The organism is Actinomadura macrotermitis (genome assembly GCF_009604375.1).
Lineage (GTDB): Bacteria > Actinomycetota > Actinomycetes > Streptosporangiales > Streptosporangiaceae > Spirillospora > Spirillospora macrotermitis.
The window spans coordinates 572,745-589,538 of the sequence record NZ_WEGH01000001.1 but is presented as its reverse complement, the minus strand read 5'-3'; the positions used below and the strand labels follow the sequence as shown (position 1 = coordinate 589,538).

Below are 16,794 nucleotides of genomic sequence, written 5' to 3'. Positions count from 1 at the left end.
CGTGAGTCCGACCCGCTCTAGGGAGCGGCGTACGCCTGTGCGCAGTCGCCGCGCATTGAGTAGCGCCGGCGTCCTGGGCCTGCTGGCGTTGTCCGCCACCGCGTGCAGCGGCGAGGCGTCCCGCCTGGGCATGCCCGAGCCGATCAGTGACCAGGCCGAGCGCATGCTGCAGCTCTGGCAGGGCTCCTGGATCGCAGCGTTCGCCGTCGGCGCCGTCGTCTGGGGCCTGATCATCTGGGCGGTGCTGTTCCACCGCAAGCGCTCCGATGACCTGCCGCCTCAGGTGCGCTACAACATGCCGATCGAAATCCTTTACACCGCCGTGCCGTTCGTCATCATCGCGGTGCTCTTCTACTTCACCGCGCGCGACGAGGACTACGTCGAGAAGCTCACCAAGGACCCCGCCGTCACGGTCGACGTGACCGGGTTCCAGTGGAGCTGGAAGTTCGACTACGTGGAGAAGGTCGGCGGCCAGGAGAAGACGGTCGCCTCGGTGACCGGCGTTCCGGTGGCGCCGAACAACCCCACGGGCGGCAAGCCCGTCATGACGATCCCGGCGGGGCAGAAGGTGCGCGTGCGCCTGCACGCCAACGACGTCATCCACTCGTTCTGGGTCCCGGCGCTCCTGTACAAGAAGGACATCATGCCGGGCTACCTCGTGAACGAGTTCGAGTTCACGGCGAACAAGCAGGGCACCTACGAGGGCCGCTGCGCCGAGCTCTGCGGCGTCGACCACAGCCGGATGCTGTTCCAGCTGCGGGTCGTCTCGCCCGAGCAGTACAAGAGTTTCATCGACGAAGCCAAGGCCAAGGCCGCGGGGGGTGCCCAGTGACGGCCATCGAGCACCACGCGCCGGCCGGCGCGCCGGTCTCCGGACCGCGGACGAGCAAGGGGCGGCTGATCGCCTCCTGGATGTCGTCCACCGACCACAAGGTGATCGGCTACCTGTACCTGATCACCTCGTTCATCATGTTCCTCATCGGCGGCGTGCTGGCGCTCGGGATGCGGGCCGAGCTGTACAAGCCGGGCCTGCAGATGCTGAGCAACGAGCAGTTCAACCAGCTGTTCACCATGCACGGCACGATCATGCTGCTGATGTTCGCGACGCCGCTGTTCGCCGGCTTCGCCAACGTGATCATGCCGCTGCAGATCGGCGCGCCCGACGTGGCGTTCCCGCGCATGAACATGCTGGCCTACTGGCTGTTCCTGTTCGGCAGCATCATCGTCATCGCGGGCTTCCTCACGCCGGGCGGCGCGGCCAGCTTCGGCTGGTTCGCCTACTCGCCGCTGTCGGACGCCGTCCGCTCGCCGGGCATCGGCGGTGACATGTGGGTGATGGGCCTGGCCATGTCGGGCTTCGGCACGATCATGGGCGCGGTCAACTTCATCACCACGATCCTGTGCATGCGCGCGCCGGGCATGACCATGTTCCGGATGCCGATCTTCACCTGGAACATCCTGCTGACCTCCATCCTGGTCCTGCTGGCGTTCCCGGTGCTGGCCGCCGCGCTGCTGGCCCTGGAGGCCGACCGCAAGTTCGGGGCGCACGTCTTCGACGCCTCGCACGGCGGCGCGCTGCTCTGGCAGCACCTGTTCTGGTTCTTCGGGCACCCGGAGGTCTACATCATCGCGCTGCCGTTCTTCGGCATCGTGACCGAGATCCTGCCGGTGTTCAGCCGCAAGCCGATCTTCGGCTACGTCAGCCTGGTCTTCGCGACCATCACCATCGCCGGCCTGTCGATCACCGTGTGGGCGCACCACATGTTCGTCACCGGCCAGGTGCTGCTGCCGTTCTTCTCCTTCATGACGTTCCTCATCGCCGTGCCCACGGGGGTGAAGTTCTTCAACTGGGTCGGGACGATCTGGCGAGGACAGCTGACGTTCGAGTCGCCGATGCTCTGGTCGATCGGCTTCCTGGTCACCTTCCTGTTCGGCGGCCTGACCGGCGTCATCCTGGCCTCGCCGCCGATGGACTTCCAGTTGTCGGACTCCTACTTCGTGGTGGCGCACTTCCACTACGTGGTGTTCGGCACCGTGGTGTTCGCGATGTTCGCCGGCTTCTACTTCTGGTGGCCCAAGTTCACCGGCAAGATGCTGAACGACCGGCTCGGCAAGGTGCACTTCTGGATGCTGTTCATCGGCTTCCACGGCACCTTCCTGGTCCAGCACTGGCTGGGCGCCGAGGGCATGCCGCGCCGGTACGCCGACTACGCCAAGGAGTTCACCGGGCTGAACCAGGTCTCCACGATCTTCTCGTTCATCCTGGGCGCCTCGCTGCTGCCGTTCTTCTACAACGTGTACATCACGTACAAGAAGGGCAAGCGCGTCGAGGTCGACGACCCGTGGGGCTACGGCTGCTCGCTGGAGTGGGCGACGTCCTGCCCGCCCCCGCGGCACAACTTCAACTTCATCCCGAAGATCCGCTCCGAGCGGCCCGCGTTCGACCTGCACCACCCGCACGCGGGTGCCAAGGGCGAGCTGGCCGAGGCGAAGGGGGAGTAGCCGATGCGCGTTCAGGCGTTCATGTTCTACGGGTGCGCGCTGTTCTTCCTCGCCACCGACATCGTGTACTGGCTCTGGTCGGGCGACTGGACCGGCACCACCGCGATGGCCCTGGCCGTCGGCCTGGCCGGCCTGATCGGGTTCTACATCCACTTCACGATCCGCCGGCTGGAGAACGCCAACGGCGGGCCGCTGTACGAGGACGACCCCGAGGGCGACATCGCCGACGCGGCGGGCGAGCTCGGCTTCTTCAGCCCGCACAGCTGGTGGCCGCTGTTCGTCGCGCTCGGCGCGGCGGCCGTGGCGCTCGGCATGGTGTTCGGCTGGTGGCTGGTGCTGCTCGGCGCCTGTGCCACGATCATGGCAACGATCGGGTTGGTCTTCGAGTACTACCGGGGGCACTTCGCCCACTAACGGCAAAGTATCCCTAAGAGGGCCGGTGTTTCGCGTTCGCGCGTGCACCGGCCCTCTTCATAATGGGCACCATCCGCTTGTGCACGCTGAGCATGCGTGCAATTGCGTAGAGTGGTGACCATGGGGGTTATGGTGCGGGTCGGCGGCGCAGCTCAGACGGACCGTGGCCGGCGGGCCACCGCGATGCTCCTCGGCGTCGTCGTGGCCGCCGCGGCCGCGGCGTGTTCCGGCGGCGGGGGGAACCCGGCCGGCGGGGTGGAGCTCTCGCTCGCCCCGACCGACGTCGCCGCGGTCAGCCCCGACAGCCCCATCACGGTGCGCGCGCGGCGCGGCACGGTGGAGAACGTCACCGTCACCGCCAAGGGCGAGCAGGTCGAGGGCACGCTCAGCCCCGACCGGACGCGGTGGGACTCGCGCTGGACGCTCGTGCCCGGCGCCTCCTACACCGTCACCGCGACCGGCCTCGGCAGCGACGGCCGGACCCGGACGGTGAGCCGGGAGTTCCGCACCGCCAAGCCCGCGCAGACCGTGGCCACCACGATCGAGGCGCCGTTCGACAAGGAGGTCGTCGGCGTCGGCATCCCGATCATCCTGCGCTTCGACAAGGAGGTGCAGGACCGGGCCGCGGTGGAGCGCGCCCTGGAGGTGCAGGCCGCCAGGCCCGTCGAGGGCGCCTGGCACTGGTTCGGCAACCAGAGCGTGGTGTTCCGGACCCGCCAGTACTGGCCCGCGCACACCGCGGTGAGCTTCCGCGCGCACCTGAGCGGCGTGCGCCTGGCCAAGGACACCTGGGGCGGCCGCAACTACACGGTGAACTTCCGCACCGGCGACGAGCACACCAGCGTCGCCGGCGAGGACTCGCACGTCATGGTGGTGCACAAGAACGGCAAGAAGATCCGCAGCATGCCGATCAGCATGGGCCGGGGCGGGGCGACCAAGTACACCACCACCAACGGCATGCACCTGACGATGGAGAAGGACGACCCCGTCGTCATGGACTCCTCGACGGTGGGCTGCGGCCCCGGCTGCGCGGACTACTACCGCGAGACCGTCTACGCGGCCGTGCGCATCTCCAACAGCGGCGAGTACGTGCACAGCGCCCCCTGGTCGGTCGGCGACCAGGGCAACAGCAACGTCAGCCACGGCTGCATCAACGCCAGCCCGTCCGACGCCCGCTGGTTCTACAACTTCTCCTACCGGGGCGACCCGGTGCGGGTGACCGGGACCAGCCGCGAGCTGGAGCCGGAGAACGGCTGGGGCTACTGGCAGCTCGGCTGGCAGGACTGGGTGAAGGGCAGCGCGCTCGGCCGGTCGGTGACGACCGGCCCGGCGAACGGGAACTCCGCGGCGGCCGGCCTGGGCGACGCCCGCGGCCCCGCCTGACCGGCCGGGCCGCCACCGCCGCCCCCGTTCACCGCCCGGTGAGCGGGGGCGGCGCCGTCACGTGGTGCATGCGGGCCCAGTCGCGGGCCATCGCGATGCGCTCGGGGCCCGCGGGGTGGGTGAGCCAGAGCGCGCGCTCCAGCGCGTCGGGCGCCAGATCGGAGATGTTGCGCACCGACAGCTCGTGCTGCATCGACACGAACGTGCCCGGATCGCGGGTCAGGTCCAGGGCGTGCGCGTCGGCGCGGGCCTCGATGTGCCGGCTGACCAGGTTCTGCGCCGGCCCGCCGAGCTGCGCGGCGACCGTGACCAGCGCGAGCAGCAGCGCCGCCGAGCGCGGGTCGGCGGCGCCCGAACCCGGTTCGCCGGGCCGCCGGGCGGGCACGCCCGCGCGGGCGAGCAGCCGCGGCGAGGTCAGCAGCAGCGAGAGCAGGCAGACGGCCCCGGCGACGCCGAGCGCGCCGACCAGCGTGCCCCACAGCACGTCGCCGTTCTTGGCGTGCCCGAGCTCGTGCGCCACGATCGACTCGATCCGCGCGGGCGGCGACTTCAGCAGCGTGTCGTAGACCACGATGCGGCGGGTCGAGCCGAACCCCGACACGTAGGCGTTGAGGGCGGTGGTGCGGCGCGAGGCGTCGGCGACGAGCACGTCCTTCACCGGGACGCCGTCGCGGGCCGCCATCGCCAGCAGATCCGAGCGCAGCCTCCCGGCGGGCAGGGGCTCGAACTTGTTGAACACCGGCTCGACGACGACCGGGTAGGCGAACGAGACGGCCACCACGAGCGCGAAGGCGCCGCCCGCGGCCCCGGCCCACCAGTAGCGCGGAAAACGCCGCAGCAGGCCGTACAGGAGCAGCAGGGCCACGGTCCAGATCACCCAGGTGACCGCGAGGGACTTGGCCTGGTCGCCCAGCCACGACGGCCACGACTGCGTGGACAGGCCGTAGCGGCGCAGCACCTGCTCGCCCCGGATGTCGAACGGCAGCCCGATCAGGCGCAGCACCGTCGTCAGCACGACCACGGCGAGCGCGATCCGCAGCGGCCGGCGCCGCAGCCGGCGGGCCGTCCGGCCGATCAGCCGGGCGCCGAAGGGGGTGAGGCCGAGGACCAGCGCGGCGGCCAGGCCGACGATCAGGCCGGCGTAGGCGGAGGGGTTGATCGCGGCGTCGAAGGCCCGGGACCGGGCGATCTCGCCGCGGGTGAAGTCCAGCGCGGGATCGGCGGGCACCGGCCCGCCGGGCACGTGGCCGGGCAGCGGGTGCCACGGCGTGCTCACCGCGAGCAGCACCGCCACGCCCGCGAAGAGCACGGCGGCGGTGACGGCGGCGGCGACCCGGGGGCGCCGCCCCGGTGACGCGGGCGGCTCCGGGTCGCTCATCGCAGTTCCTTCCACAGGTACTCGCGCCACTGGGCGGTGAGGCGCTCGGGGGTGAGGCCGAGCACCTCGCGCAGCGCGGCGGGCTCGGGGACGCGCCCGGCGGCCCGGTAGAGCCGCACCAGCGCCGCCTCACCGTACCGTTCCACGATCATGCGGCAGGCCAGCCACGCCTCCTGGTAGGACTGCGCGAGCCGGCCGCCGGACGGCTCGAACGCGGCCCGCCCCGGCAGCGCGGCGGGCGTCCGCCCGGCCAGGATCTCGCGGCGCAGCTCGCCCGCGGCGGCGCGCACGCCCACCGAGGCGGTGCGGTAGCCCACGTAGTCGGCCAGGCCCTCGATCAGCCAGAGCGGGGTACGGGCGTCGCGGGCGCCGCCGGTGGCCACGTGGGTGAGCTCGTGGGTGAGCACCACGGTGCGGCCGAGGGCGTTCAGCCGGGAGAAGGTGCCGGGGGAGATGACGATGCGGTCCCCGCCGTGCCCGGAGTCCGGGCCGGGGGCCACGGTGGCGAGCGCGGCGATCTGCCCGAGGTCCTGGCCGTCGCCGGCCAGCCGCTGCGCGACGGCCGGGTCGGCGGGCGCGAACGCGACCGCCTGCCGGGCCCAGCCCTTGCCGACGGTGCCGCTGACGACCGGGACGGCCGCATCCAGCCGGCGGGCGATCTCCGGCAGGCCGGGCGCGTCGCCGACGACCAGGCTGGAGCGGCCGCGCACGACCTGCAGCGGGCCGCCGTCCCAGATCTCGGGGACGTCGCCGGAGCCGGCCCCGGTGAGCGCCCAGCCGCCGCCCGCGCGCGGGGTGAACAGCAGGTGCCGGGTGCGCACCACCGGGCCCCGGTCGAAGCCCTTCAGCCGGTACCGCAGGGAGACCCGCACGTTCGCCGCGCCGGGCACGCCGCCCGGCTCCACGCCCTCGTAGTGCTCCTGCCAGCCCTCCAGCGGCAGCCGGGCCAGGTTGTCGAACAGCTGCCCCTGCGCCCGCTGGACGTCGGCGGGAGCCGAGGCGACGGTGGCCAGGAACGCGGTGCGGTCGCGGGCCCGCACCGCCGCGGCGCGGCCGGCCAGGACCGCGCTCACCGCGGCCTGACCGGGCCGGCCGGCGGCGTCCGCCGCGGCGCCGGGCCCGGCCGCCGAGGCGTCCGGGCCGGCCGGGCGGGCGGCGGCGAACGCCACGCCCGCCGTCAGGCACGCGGCGGCGCCCAGCCCGGCCGCGGCGACGAATCCTCGTCGCCGCGGCCGGGCTGGGCGCCTGCAATGCTCCGGACCGTCGTCCTTCATGGGCGAGATCCTATTGACCCCGGCCTGATCACTTGGCGTAGTCGGGGTATCCGTAGCCGACGATCTGGTCGGTGTCGCGGGTCTTGACCTGCACCGCGTTGCCGGTGTTGCCCTCGACGGTGCGCACGGTGCCGTTGCCGTTGTCCTTGATCACCATGCCGACGTGCACGATGTCGTCCAGGGACTTGCCGCCGTCCCAGGCGAAGAACACGATGGCGCCGGGCTTCGGGGTGGTGCCCCAGCGGCCCTGCGACTTGAACCACTTGGCGTGCGCGACGGTCCAGGCGTCCTGGCCGGTCTGGTGGTCGAAGCCGATCTGCTGGCCGACCCAGGAGACGAACATGTCGCACCACTGGGCGTCGTTGTAGGCCTTGATGCTGCCGCCGTCGCGCTTGACGGTCTCCTTGGCGCGCGCGGTGGACATGTACCAGTCCTGGAACTTGGTCTCGCCGTTGCGGTTCTCCTTGACGCCGACCTGGGTCAGCGCCTTCTTGATCGCGTCATCGGCGGTGGGGACGCGCCGGGCCTGCGCCTTGGCGGCGGTCCGGGCCTTCGGCGCGGCCTGGGCGTGCGCCTGGCCCTGGGCCTGGGCGGGGACGCCGCGGCCGACGAGCGCGGCCTGGGCGGCCGACACCGGGCCGCTCTTCGGGGCGTCCTGGCCGGGGACCGGGATGCCGGCGTTGGCGGTGGTGGCGACGGTGCCGACGACGGCGAGGCCGGCGGCCAGGGTGCCGGTGGCGCGCAGGGCGAGGGTGAGCGTGCTGGTCTTACGGTGCTTACCGGACAAGATGGGTCTCCTAGGCTTCCATGCCGCCTACCGGGTTAGCTGTCGGGTTCGGGCGTGGAAGCTGCCCTACGGCCTGCGAGCAGGCCGATTCACCCCATGGGACTGGTGGGTCCCCGGCTCCGCGCACGTCGGTGACGTGGACATGCGGACTCGGCGGTGGGCGCGCGCAGATGGGCGCCCGTGATGACTTCTGGTCAGAGATACCGGGGGAGAGCCCCCCGGTGAGAGGGGCCCGGGAGGTGGCCGCCTGAGGGATGCGGCCACGTCCCGGACGGGGATCGGATCGCCCGTGCTACGGGCGGATCCCCCGCGGAGGCGGGCTGGTGTCAGCGCTGTGCCTTCGCGCGGCTCCCGCTGCGGGAGCTTGGATCAAGTGACTCAGGTGGCCCTGGGAAGACCGTGGTTCGTCCGGTTGCGATGTGGTGTGCTGATGTCAGCGATGCTGAACAGGTCTGCTCCTTCTTCCAGACGCCTACCGGGTTAGCTGACGGATTCGGGCGTGGAAGTGGCCCTACGGCCTGAGGACAGGCCGATTCACCCCAAGAGAAGTGGGTCCCCGGTTCCGCGATGCGGATTCGGCGCTGCCGTCGCGTTCGAGGTGGCCTCTGGAGGGCCGGCCGCGGGGCAAGAGATGAGACCCGTGGTCGAACGGACGACGCTGATGTTGTGGGCAGGCGGCCCCTGGAACGGGGACTCGCCACGGCCGGGACCCTAGAAGACCGCGGGACGCACTCGAGCGCCATGCACGCGTCGCGTGCGCGATACGGCCGGGCCGGCCGGTCTGTCAGGAAAGCGATATCTGGGCGATACCGGCGGGGGTCGTGGCGCCTGGGGGGCGCCCCGGGGGTCGTGCCGCACGGCTTGCGACACGGGTACCACGACGCCTGGGGAGCGCCGCAGGTAGACCCAAGGTATCAAAGCTCCACGAGAAGGCAAATGCCTCGCAAATGGACAACGGACCAGGTCAAGGCCTGGTCCGCTATCACGGGAGGGGGTGGATCGGGGCGCATCCCCTACGGCTAGGGGCGTGAGGCCCCGTACCAGTTGGAGACGTAGTAGCCCGAGGAGATGTCCGAAATCTTTACCACGTCGCCGGTGTGCGGGGCGTGGATCATCTTGCCGCCGCCCACGTACATGCCGACGTGCCCGAGGTTGCTGAAGAACACCAGGTCGCCCGGCTGCAGGTCGCTCTTGTCGATGTGCCGGGTGGCGGCCCACTGGGTGTTGGTGGTCCGGGTGATGCTCACCCCGGCGGCCTCCCAGGCGCGCATCGTCAGCCCGGAGCAGTCGTAGGAGTTCGGGCCGGTGGCGCCGTAGACATAGGGCTTGCCGAGCTGGGCGTAGGCGAAGTCCAGGGCCTTGCGGGCACTGCCGCTCGCCGGGCCGTTGTAGGTGCCGCCGCCCTTGCGGGTGGTCGGGGTCTTCTCGCCGAGCTTGGCCAGCAGCTTCTTCTGGACGTTGACGGACTTGTCCAGCTCGGCCTTCTTGCCCTTCAGCTCCTTGGCCTTGCCGTTCACCTCGTCGAAGGCGGCCTGCGCCTGGGCCTGCTCGCGGCGCAGCCGCTGGGCGGCGGCCACGAACTGGGCCAGCTGCCCGTCGCGGTTGGACGACAGGTGGCTGAAGATCGCCGACTGGTCCAGCACGGCCTGCGGGTCGCCGGTGCCGATGAAGCCGGGCACGCCGCCGGTGTCGCCGTTCTTGTAGGCGGTGGCCGCCAGCTCGGCGATCTTCTTGCGCTGCTCCTCGAAGGTGGCCTGCTCGGCCTGGCTCGCCTTCTTGGCGGCGTCCAGCTTGCGGCGGGCGGCCTTGAGGTTCTCGTTGGCCTGGTTGTACTTCTCCACGAGCTGGTCGACCTGCTCGTTCAGCCGGTCCAGCTTCTTGCGCACCTCGGCCGCGGACGGCTTCGGCTTGGCCTGCGCCTGCGGCGCCGCGAGAGGTGCGGTGAAGGCCACGGTGAGGCAGGCGACCGCCGCCAGGCGCCGGGTGGTGCCGCGGGTGCCCCGGGGGGAGGCACCGGTGTTGTCACTGGCCAAGGTCCGTTTCGCCCCTCTCGTCCATGTCTTCAGCGGGACGACCTTAGCGAGGGGGCATAACGCCTACAACTGGTTCATCACTAATCGCAGTAATTGACGTTGTTTGTCTACGTTGCGTGCCCGCAAGATCACGCTCAGCCGCGCCCGAGCCGGCGCAGCAGCAGCAGGGCGGGCACCGGGCGGGCGCCCGAGCGCCGCGCCGCCTCGGCCACCTCGCGGTCGGAGGAGACCACCACCAGGGCGCGGCCGGCGGGCTCGGCCCGCACCAGCTCGCCGATCAGCTCGTCGGCGATCTGCCGGGGCCGGCTGAACATGACCCGCACCCCGCGCGGCGCGGTGGTCACCACCGGGGCGTCCAGCTCGGCGCCGTCGAACACGCAGGTGACCTCGGCGCGGGTCTGCGCGGCCAGGCCGCCGAGGCCGGCCAGCAGCCGGGCCCGCTGGTCGGCCAGGGTGAGCTCGCCGTAGCCGGTCTTGGTGACGTTGTAGCCGTCGATGATCAGATGCACCTGCGGCAGCGTGAGCAGCCGGTCCAGCAGCTGGGGATCGCTGTCCGACAGCGCCCGGCCGGGCAGCGAGCGGTGCCCGGGCCGGCCCGGCGCCACCCCGCCGACCGCGTCGGCGGGCCGCTCGATCATGGAGGGCAGCGCCAGCTCCCGCTTGACGCCCTGCGCGGCGTCCACCAGCGTGTCCAGCAGCATCCGCAGCCGCACGTCGTCGACGTTGCGGCCCTCGCGGGCGGCCCGCCGGGCCGCCTCGACCGCGTTCTCGGCCTCCTCCAGCCGGGTGCGCAGCCTGCGCAGCTCCTTGTCGGCGGCCGCCCGGCCCTCGCGCAGCTCGGCCAGCTCCGCGCCGGTCCCCGCCGCCAGCTCCTCGGCGTGCGCCTGCGCGGCCTTGGCCTTGGTGCGGGCCTCGTGCAGCTTGCGGCGCAGCTCGGCGTTCTCGGACTTGCTGTCGCGCAGCTCGGCGCGGACCTTGTCCAGCTCGGCGGCGCGCGCCGCGCGGGCCGCGGCCAGCTCCTCGCGCAGCTCGGCGATGCGCCGCTCGGCGGCCTGCTCCTCGGCCGCGGCGGCGGCGTGCTCCAGCTCGGTCCGGGCGGCCTCGACCAGCCCGGCCCAGCCCGCCGGGCGCAGCAGGTAGCCGAGCGCGGCGACCTGGACCGGGTCGGCGGCGGGCGGCACCCGCCCCTCCTCGACGGCCGCGACCAGGTCGGGCTGGGCGGCGCGCAGCGGCTCCACCGCGCGCAGCCGGAACGCCTCGTCCTTCTCCAGCAGCGCGGCGATCGGCTGGGCGGCGAGCTTGGCGCGCTTGCGGCGCTCGAACCGGGCGAACCGGCGCAGCGTGGCGGGCACCTCGGCCGGCGGCAGGGCGCCGAGCAGCTCCGCGGCGGCCTCCACCACGCTCTGGCGGACCGCCTCGGGAAGGGGACGGGCGAGCCGCTCCGCCGCTTCCGCGCCGCTGTCGATGATGCCGCTCCTCCCAGGAGTCGCCGGTAAGCTTGTGCTTCCCGGCGGCACACGCCTTAACCGGCGGTGATCCGCGCCCACCCGCCGGGCTGCTCACCCTAGCGGGCGCTCCGCTCTGTCGGTGGCGTGCTCTACCGTCGCCGACATGAGGTCCGCACACCCGCCGCCCCCCGACGGCGCCCCCGCCGGTGTGCAGGGCACGCTGGACGACCTGGGCACCCCGCTGGCCGGGCTCACCTTCGTGGTGGTCGACCTGGAGACCACCGGCGGCTCGCCCGCCGACGCGGCCATCACCGAGATCGGCGCGGTCAAGGTGCGCGGCGGCGCCGTGCTCGGCGAGTTCGCCACGCTGGTCGACCCCGGCGGCCCGATCCCGCCGTTCATCACCGCGCTCACCGGCATCACCGAGCAGATGGTGTACGCCGCCCCGCGCATCGAGGCGGTGCTGCCGGCGTTCCTGGAGTTCGCCCGCGGCTGCGTGCTGGTCGCGCACAACGCCCCCTTCGACATCGGCTTCCTCAAGGCCGCCTGCGCCGCGCACGGGCACCCCTGGCCGGCGTTCCCGGTGGTGGACACCGTCGACCTGGCCCGCCGGGTGCTCGGCAAGGACGAGGTGCCCAACTGCAAGCTGCAGACCCTCGCCCGCTTCTTCCGCGCCGAGGTGCAGCCGAACCACCGCGCCCTGGCCGACGCCCGCGCCACCGTGGACGTCCTGCACGGCCTGATCGGGCGGCTCGGGGCGTTCGGCGTCACCTCCTTCGAGGAGCTGCGCGGCTTCGCCAAGGCGCCCACCCCCGAGCAGCGCCGCAAGCGCCACCTGGCCGACGGCCTGCCGGGCGCCCCGGGCGTCTACCTGTTCGAGGACGCGGCCGGCGAGGTGCTGTACGTCGGCAAGAGCGGCGACCTGCGCGCCCGGGTGCGCAGCTACTTCACCGGCTCGGAGACCCGCGGCAGGGTCCGCGAGATGGTCGGCATCGCCGAGCGGGTGCGGCCGATCGTGTGCGCCACCGGGCTGGAGGCCGAGGTCCGCGAGCTGCGCCTGATCGCCGCGCACAAGCCCCGCTACAACCGGCGCTCCAAGTTCCCCGAGCGGGCGAGCTGGCTGAAGCTCACCGACGAGGCGTTCCCGCGGCTGTCGGTCGTGACCGCCTGCCAGGACGACGGCGCGGTCTACCTCGGGCCGCTGTCGTCGCGGCGGCAGGCCGAGGAGGCGCGGGCGGCGCTGCACGAGGCCGTCCCGCTGCGCCAGTGCACCCAGCGGCTCACGCTGAAGCTGATCGAGGCGGGCAAGGCCGCCGGGTGCGCGCTGGCCGAGCTCGGGCGCTGCGGCGCGCCCTGTGAGGGGCGCCAGACGCCCGAGGAGTACGCGGTGCACGCCGGCACCGCCCGCGCGATCATCGAGGGCGACGTGCGGCCGGTCGTCGCCGCCGCGCAGGTGCGCATCGACCGCCTCGCCGCCGAGCTGCGCTACGAGGAGGCCGCCGCGCAGCGCGACCGGCTCGCCGCGTTCGTGCGCGCCGCCGCCCGGGGCCAGCGCCTGGCCGCGCTGGCCCGCTGCGCCCAGCTCGTGGCCGCCCGGCCCGCCTTCGACGGCGGCTGGGAGCTGGCGGTCGTGCGGCACGGCCGGCTCGCCGCGGCCGGCACGCTGCCGCCCCGCGCCGCCCCGCGGCCCTACGTCGACGCGCTCATCGCCACCGCCGAGACCGTCCTGCCGGGCCGCACCGACGCCGCCGGCGGCATCCCCGCCGGGGCCGTCGGGGCGGGCGCGGGCGCCGAGGAGATGGAGTGCGTGCTGCGCTGGCTGGCCGCGCCCGGCGTCCGCCTGGTCGAGCTGGACGGCGACTGGACCTGCCCCGCGCACGGCGCCGAGGGGCTGCGGCGGTGGCTGGACAACGCCTACGCCCCGGTCGAGCCGGAGGGACGCAGGTCCGGCCGCCCACTAAGGTGACGGATACACCGGACACCCGTGTTCGTCGCCATATCGGCCGCTATCGGTGAGGACGCCCCCGCATGGCCCTGCCCCTGTACGACAGCCAGCCCACCCGGCGGGTGCCGTGGATGACGTACCTGCTGGTGGCCGCGAACGTGCTGGTCTTCCTGATCACCCCGATGGCCAGCTCGGCGTCCTGGTACGGCGAGAACCAGGTCCGCGAGTGCCGCACCATGCTGTTCACGCTGGAGTACGGCGCGGTGCCCAAGGAGCTGACGACCGGCGAGCAGCAGCCGGTCCCGCCCGCCGTCGAGCGCCGCTGCGGCGCCGCCGACTTCGGCAAGGTCCCCTGGACGTCGGCGTTCAGCTCGATGTTCCTGCACTCGGGGCCGCTGCACCTGCTCGGCAACCTGGTCGCGCTGTTCGTGGTCGGGATGGGGGTGGAGGACCGCCTCGGCCGGCTGCGCTACCTGCTCAGCTACCTGTTCTTCGGCCTGGTCGCGGTGTACGGCTTCGCCTACGCCTCCCCGGACTCGGGCGTGCCGCTGATCGGCGCCTCCGGCGCCATCGCGGGCGTGCTCGGCGCCTACCTGGTGCTGAACCCGCGCGGCCGCATCGTCAGCCTGGTGCCGCCGGTGATCGTGATCAGGCTGCCGGTGTGGGTGGTGCTCGGCGTCTGGTTCGGCATGCAGTGGCTGTCGCTCGGCGACACCGAGAGCAACGTGGCCTACGTCGCGCACATCTACGGGTTCGCCGCCGGGGTACTGTTCGCCCTGCTGGCCCGGCGGGCCGGGCCGGCCCGCCGCCTGGCGGCGCTCGGCCGCGGCTAGCCGGGACCTGCTACACCCGAGAACCGAAGGAGAGTGCAGTGGTCACTGCGATCGTGTTCGTCAAGACCGACGTCGCGCGCATCCACGAGGTGGCCGAGAAGATCGCCGCGCTGGAGGGGGTCAGCGAGGTCTACTCCACCACCGGCGCCTACGACCTGATCGCGATGGTGCGGGTCCGCCGGCACGACGAGCTGAACGACGTGATCCCGGGCCGCCTGAACAAGGTGCCCGGCGTCCGCGACACCGAGACCCACATCGCGTTCCGGACCTACTCCCAGCACGACCTGGAGGTCGCGTTCTCGCTCGGCCTGCCGGACGCCGACTGAACCGGCCGGGACGCAGGCCCCGCCGGTCCGGCGGGGCCTGCGCCGTCGTCAGGGGCGCAGGGCCTGGGCCGTCTGCACCCAGCGCTCCAGGATCGCGTTCGCCGCACCCGAGTCGATCGCCTCACCGGCCCTGGTGAAGCCCGCGCCGAGCGTCTCGGTGAGCCGCTCGGGCGCCGGAGCGCCCTCGTAGGCGGCGATCAGCGCGGCGGCGTTCAGCAGCACCATGTCGCGGACCGGGCCCGGCGCCCCGGCGAACACCTCGCGGGCGACGCGCGCGTTGAACGCGGCGTCGGCGCCCCGCAGGTCCTCCGGCGCGGCCGGCGCGATGCCGAGGTCGGCCGGGTCGAAGACGGTCTCCACGGCGGCGCCGTCGCGCACCACCCACACCGTCGAGGTGCCGGTGGTGGTGAGCTCGTCCAGGCCGTCGTCGCCGCGGAACACCAGCGAGGTGTTGCCGCGCTCGGCGAACACCCCCGCGATGATCCCGGCCATCCGCGGGTGGAACACCCCGACCGCCTGCGCGGACGGCCGGGCCGGGTTGGTCAGCGGGCCGAGGAAGTTGAACACCGTCGGCGTGCCGAGCTCGCCGCGGGTGCGCGCGGCGTACTTCAGCGCCGGGTGGTGGCGCGGCGCGAAGCAGAAGGTGATGCCGACCTCCTCGGCGACCCGGGCGGTCGCCTCGGGCGACAGGTCCAGCGGGACGCCCAGGTGCTCCAGCAGGTCGGCCGCGCCGCACGACGACGAGGCGGCCCGGTTGCCGTGCTTGACGACCTTCACCCCGGCCGCGGCCGCCACCACCGCCGCCATCGTGGAGATGTTGACGGTGTGCGCCCGGTCGCCGCCGGTGCCGACCAGGTCGGCGATCCGGCCGGGCACCTGGATCAAGGTGGCGTTGGCCAGCATGCCCTCGGCCAGGCCGTACACCTCGTCGACGGTCTCGCCCTTGGCGCGCATGGCGACGGCGAACCCGGCGATCTGCACGTCGGTGGCCTGCCCGGTCATGATCTGGTTCATCGCCCAGGTCGTCTCGGCGCCGGTCAGCGACTCGCCGTCCAGCAGCGCGTTCAGCAGGGCGGGCCAGGTGGTGCGCGCGTCCATGATTCCCCCAGGGGTCGGGTGGGTGGCCCCGGGGCGCGGCGGGCGCAGCCCCCGGGACGGAGGGCCCGCCCCCGCCCCGGCGGCGGGTGCTACAGAACCGGCAGCCGGTCGCCGGCGCGCCGGCGCAGCAGGTCGGCGGCGGCCTTGGCGACGGCCATCGGGTCCAGCGGCAGGCTGACCACCGCGTCGGCGCGCGACCAGGTCGCCAGCCAGCCGTCGTCGCGGCGGGCGATGATCGCCAGCATCGGCGGGCAGTCGTACACCTCGTCCTTGGCCTGCCGGCAGACGCCGAGGCCGCCGGCCGGCTGCGCCTCGCCGTCGACCACCGCCACGTCGATGTCGCCCTCGTCCAGCCGCGCCACCACGGCGGGCTGGGTGGCGACCTCGACGTACTCGACCGGCGGCAGGTCCGCGGCGGGACGGCGCCCGATCGCGAGCCGGATCTGGGCACGGGTGTTCGCGTCGTCGCTGTAGACCAGAACCTTCATCGGACGCTCCGAGGGCGCGGTGCTCATGGCAGGCAAGGTTAGCGGAGCGGCCCCCCGCGCACGAGGCCGCGGTGCCCGCCCGCCGCGCGCAACTTTGTGAAAACGCCGAAACCCCTGGTACGCAAGGGATTCAGAGTGATCAACGGCCACCGGCGTGACACGCTCGGGAACTCCAGAAGGGGGGTCATGCGTCAGTGGTGGATCGGGTGGGGCAATAATGCTGCCCGTGGCAACAGCATCCGCGATAGAGACAACACCTCACGCTCGGGCGAACCGTCCCAATCTGGTCAGCGTGGGGACGATCGTTTGGCTGTCGTCCGAGCTGATGTTCTTCGCGGCCCTGTTCGCGATGTTCTTCACGATCCGCTCAGTGACGATCGGCCAGCACGGGGAACACGCTTGGCCGGGCGCCGAGCTGGACCTGCCCCTGTCCGGCTTCAACACCCTGGTCCTGGTGCTGTCCTCCGTGACGTGCCAGATGGGCGTGTTCAAGGCCGAGGCGGGCAAGGTCGGCCGGGACGGCGGCCTGCTCAACTTCCGCCGCTGGGGCCTGCGCGAGTGGTACGTGCTCTCCTTCCTCATGGGCGCCTACTTCGTCGCCGGTCAGGCCTTCGAGTACTACAGCCTGGTCACCAAGGACGGCCTCACGCTGTCGTCCTCGGCCTACGGCTCGGTCTTCTACCTGACCACCGGCTTCCACGGCCTGCACGTCACCGGCGGCCTCATCGCCTTCCTGTTCGTGCTGGGACGCACCTACGCAGCCAAGCGGTGGACCCATGAGCAGGCGACCAGCGCGATCGTCGTGTCCTACTACTGGCACTTCGTCGACGTGGTCTGGATCGGCCTGTTCGCGACGATCTACCTGCTCGACCTCCACTGACCGTT

General features: G+C 72.6%; 15 protein-coding genes and 2 riboswitches. Of the genes, 8 read left to right on the top strand and 7 right to left on the bottom strand.

What is annotated here, in order from left to right; translation table 11 throughout:
• Positions 1-37 precede the first annotated feature (37 nt).
• The 4 genes from ctaC (at position 38) to ACRB68_RS02645 (ending at position 4,299) form a co-directional block, all read left to right on the top strand.
• Positions 38-832 carry an aa3-type cytochrome oxidase subunit II gene (gene ctaC / locus ACRB68_RS02660; protein WP_328593661.1) on the top strand — a complete coding sequence of 265 codons (795 nt, stop codon included), beginning with the start codon at positions 38-40 and terminating at the stop codon, positions 830-832.
• On the top strand, positions 829-2,502 hold the full coding sequence (gene ctaD, locus ACRB68_RS02655) for an aa3-type cytochrome oxidase subunit I (protein ID WP_456356031.1): 1,674 nt from the start codon (positions 829-831) through the stop codon (positions 2,500-2,502). The genes ctaC and ctaD overlap by 4 nt, the downstream gene beginning before the upstream one ends.
• Before the next feature lie 3 nt (positions 2,503-2,505).
• Positions 2,506-2,916: a cytochrome c oxidase subunit 4 gene (locus ACRB68_RS02650; protein ID WP_153530670.1), complete on the top strand. Its 411-nt coding sequence runs from the start codon at positions 2,506-2,508 to the stop codon at positions 2,914-2,916.
• A gap of 120 nt (positions 2,917-3,036) precedes the next feature.
• A complete protein-coding gene (locus tag ACRB68_RS02645; protein WP_235958711.1) occupies positions 3,037-4,299 on the top strand; it encodes a L,D-transpeptidase in 1,263 nt (420 codons plus the stop codon).
• 28 nt (positions 4,300-4,327) lie between these two features.
• Here the strand turns inward: ACRB68_RS02645 and ACRB68_RS02640 are convergent, their stop codons facing one another.
• The 5 genes from ACRB68_RS02640 to ACRB68_RS02620 form a co-directional block, all read right to left on the bottom strand.
• On the bottom strand, positions 4,328-5,677 hold the full coding sequence (locus ACRB68_RS02640; RefSeq protein WP_153530669.1) for a M48 family metallopeptidase: 1,350 nt from the start codon (positions 5,675-5,677) through the stop codon (positions 4,328-4,330).
• Complete coding sequence (locus tag ACRB68_RS02635; protein ID WP_153530668.1) at positions 5,674-6,951, bottom strand: hypothetical protein; 1,278 nt, start codon at positions 6,949-6,951, stop codon at positions 5,674-5,676. The genes ACRB68_RS02640 and ACRB68_RS02635 overlap by 4 nt, the downstream gene beginning before the upstream one ends.
• Before the next feature lie 28 nt (positions 6,952-6,979).
• Positions 6,980-7,738: a C40 family peptidase gene (locus ACRB68_RS02630; RefSeq protein WP_153530667.1), complete on the bottom strand. Its 759-nt coding sequence runs from the start codon at positions 7,736-7,738 to the stop codon at positions 6,980-6,982.
• 10 nt (positions 7,739-7,748) lie between these two features.
• A riboswitch (cyclic di-AMP (ydaO/yuaA leader) is annotated at positions 7,749-7,904 on the bottom strand.
• A 287-nt stretch (positions 7,905-8,191) separates the two neighbouring features.
• Positions 8,192-8,329: riboswitch (cyclic di-AMP (ydaO/yuaA leader) on the bottom strand.
• Between the two features lie 428 nt (positions 8,330-8,757).
• Positions 8,758-9,771, bottom strand: a complete 1,014-nt coding sequence (locus ACRB68_RS02625; RefSeq protein ID WP_153530666.1) for a C40 family peptidase — start codon at positions 9,769-9,771, stop codon at positions 8,758-8,760.
• A 134-nt stretch (positions 9,772-9,905) separates the two neighbouring features.
• On the bottom strand, positions 9,906-11,171 hold the full coding sequence (locus tag ACRB68_RS02620) for an NYN domain-containing protein (RefSeq protein WP_328593660.1): 1,266 nt from the start codon (positions 11,169-11,171) through the stop codon (positions 9,906-9,908).
• A 211-nt stretch (positions 11,172-11,382) separates the two neighbouring features.
• Between ACRB68_RS02620 and ACRB68_RS02615 the strand changes: the two genes are divergently transcribed.
• From ACRB68_RS02615 to ACRB68_RS02605, 3 genes are all read left to right on the top strand, one after another.
• Positions 11,383-13,185: a DEDD exonuclease domain-containing protein gene (locus ACRB68_RS02615; protein WP_153530665.1), complete on the top strand. Its 1,803-nt coding sequence runs from the start codon at positions 11,383-11,385 to the stop codon at positions 13,183-13,185.
• A 62-nt stretch (positions 13,186-13,247) separates the two neighbouring features.
• A complete protein-coding gene (locus tag ACRB68_RS02610) occupies positions 13,248-13,997 on the top strand; it encodes a rhomboid family intramembrane serine protease (RefSeq protein ID WP_153530664.1) in 750 nt (249 codons plus the stop codon).
• 38 nt (positions 13,998-14,035) lie between these two features.
• Positions 14,036-14,323 carry an Lrp/AsnC family transcriptional regulator gene (locus ACRB68_RS02605; protein ID WP_328593659.1) on the top strand — a complete coding sequence of 96 codons (288 nt, stop codon included), beginning with the start codon at positions 14,036-14,038 and terminating at the stop codon, positions 14,321-14,323.
• A 48-nt stretch (positions 14,324-14,371) separates the two neighbouring features.
• On the opposite strand, the gene trpD is transcribed toward ACRB68_RS02605, so the two are convergent.
• Together trpD and ACRB68_RS02595 are read right to left on the bottom strand one after the other, a co-directional pair.
• Positions 14,372-15,421: an anthranilate phosphoribosyltransferase gene (trpD, locus tag ACRB68_RS02600; RefSeq protein WP_153530663.1), complete on the bottom strand. Its 1,050-nt coding sequence runs from the start codon at positions 15,419-15,421 to the stop codon at positions 14,372-14,374.
• Positions 15,422-15,510: 89 nt separating this feature from the next.
• Positions 15,511-15,936, bottom strand: coding sequence for a response regulator transcription factor (locus tag ACRB68_RS02595; RefSeq protein WP_153530662.1), 426 nt, complete (start codon positions 15,934-15,936; stop codon positions 15,511-15,513).
• A gap of 190 nt (positions 15,937-16,126) precedes the next feature.
• Between ACRB68_RS02595 and ctaE the strand changes: the two genes are divergently transcribed.
• Positions 16,127-16,789, top strand: a complete 663-nt coding sequence (ctaE, locus tag ACRB68_RS02590; RefSeq protein ID WP_153530661.1) for an aa3-type cytochrome oxidase subunit III — start codon at positions 16,127-16,129, stop codon at positions 16,787-16,789.
• Positions 16,790-16,794: the final 5 nt, after the last annotated feature.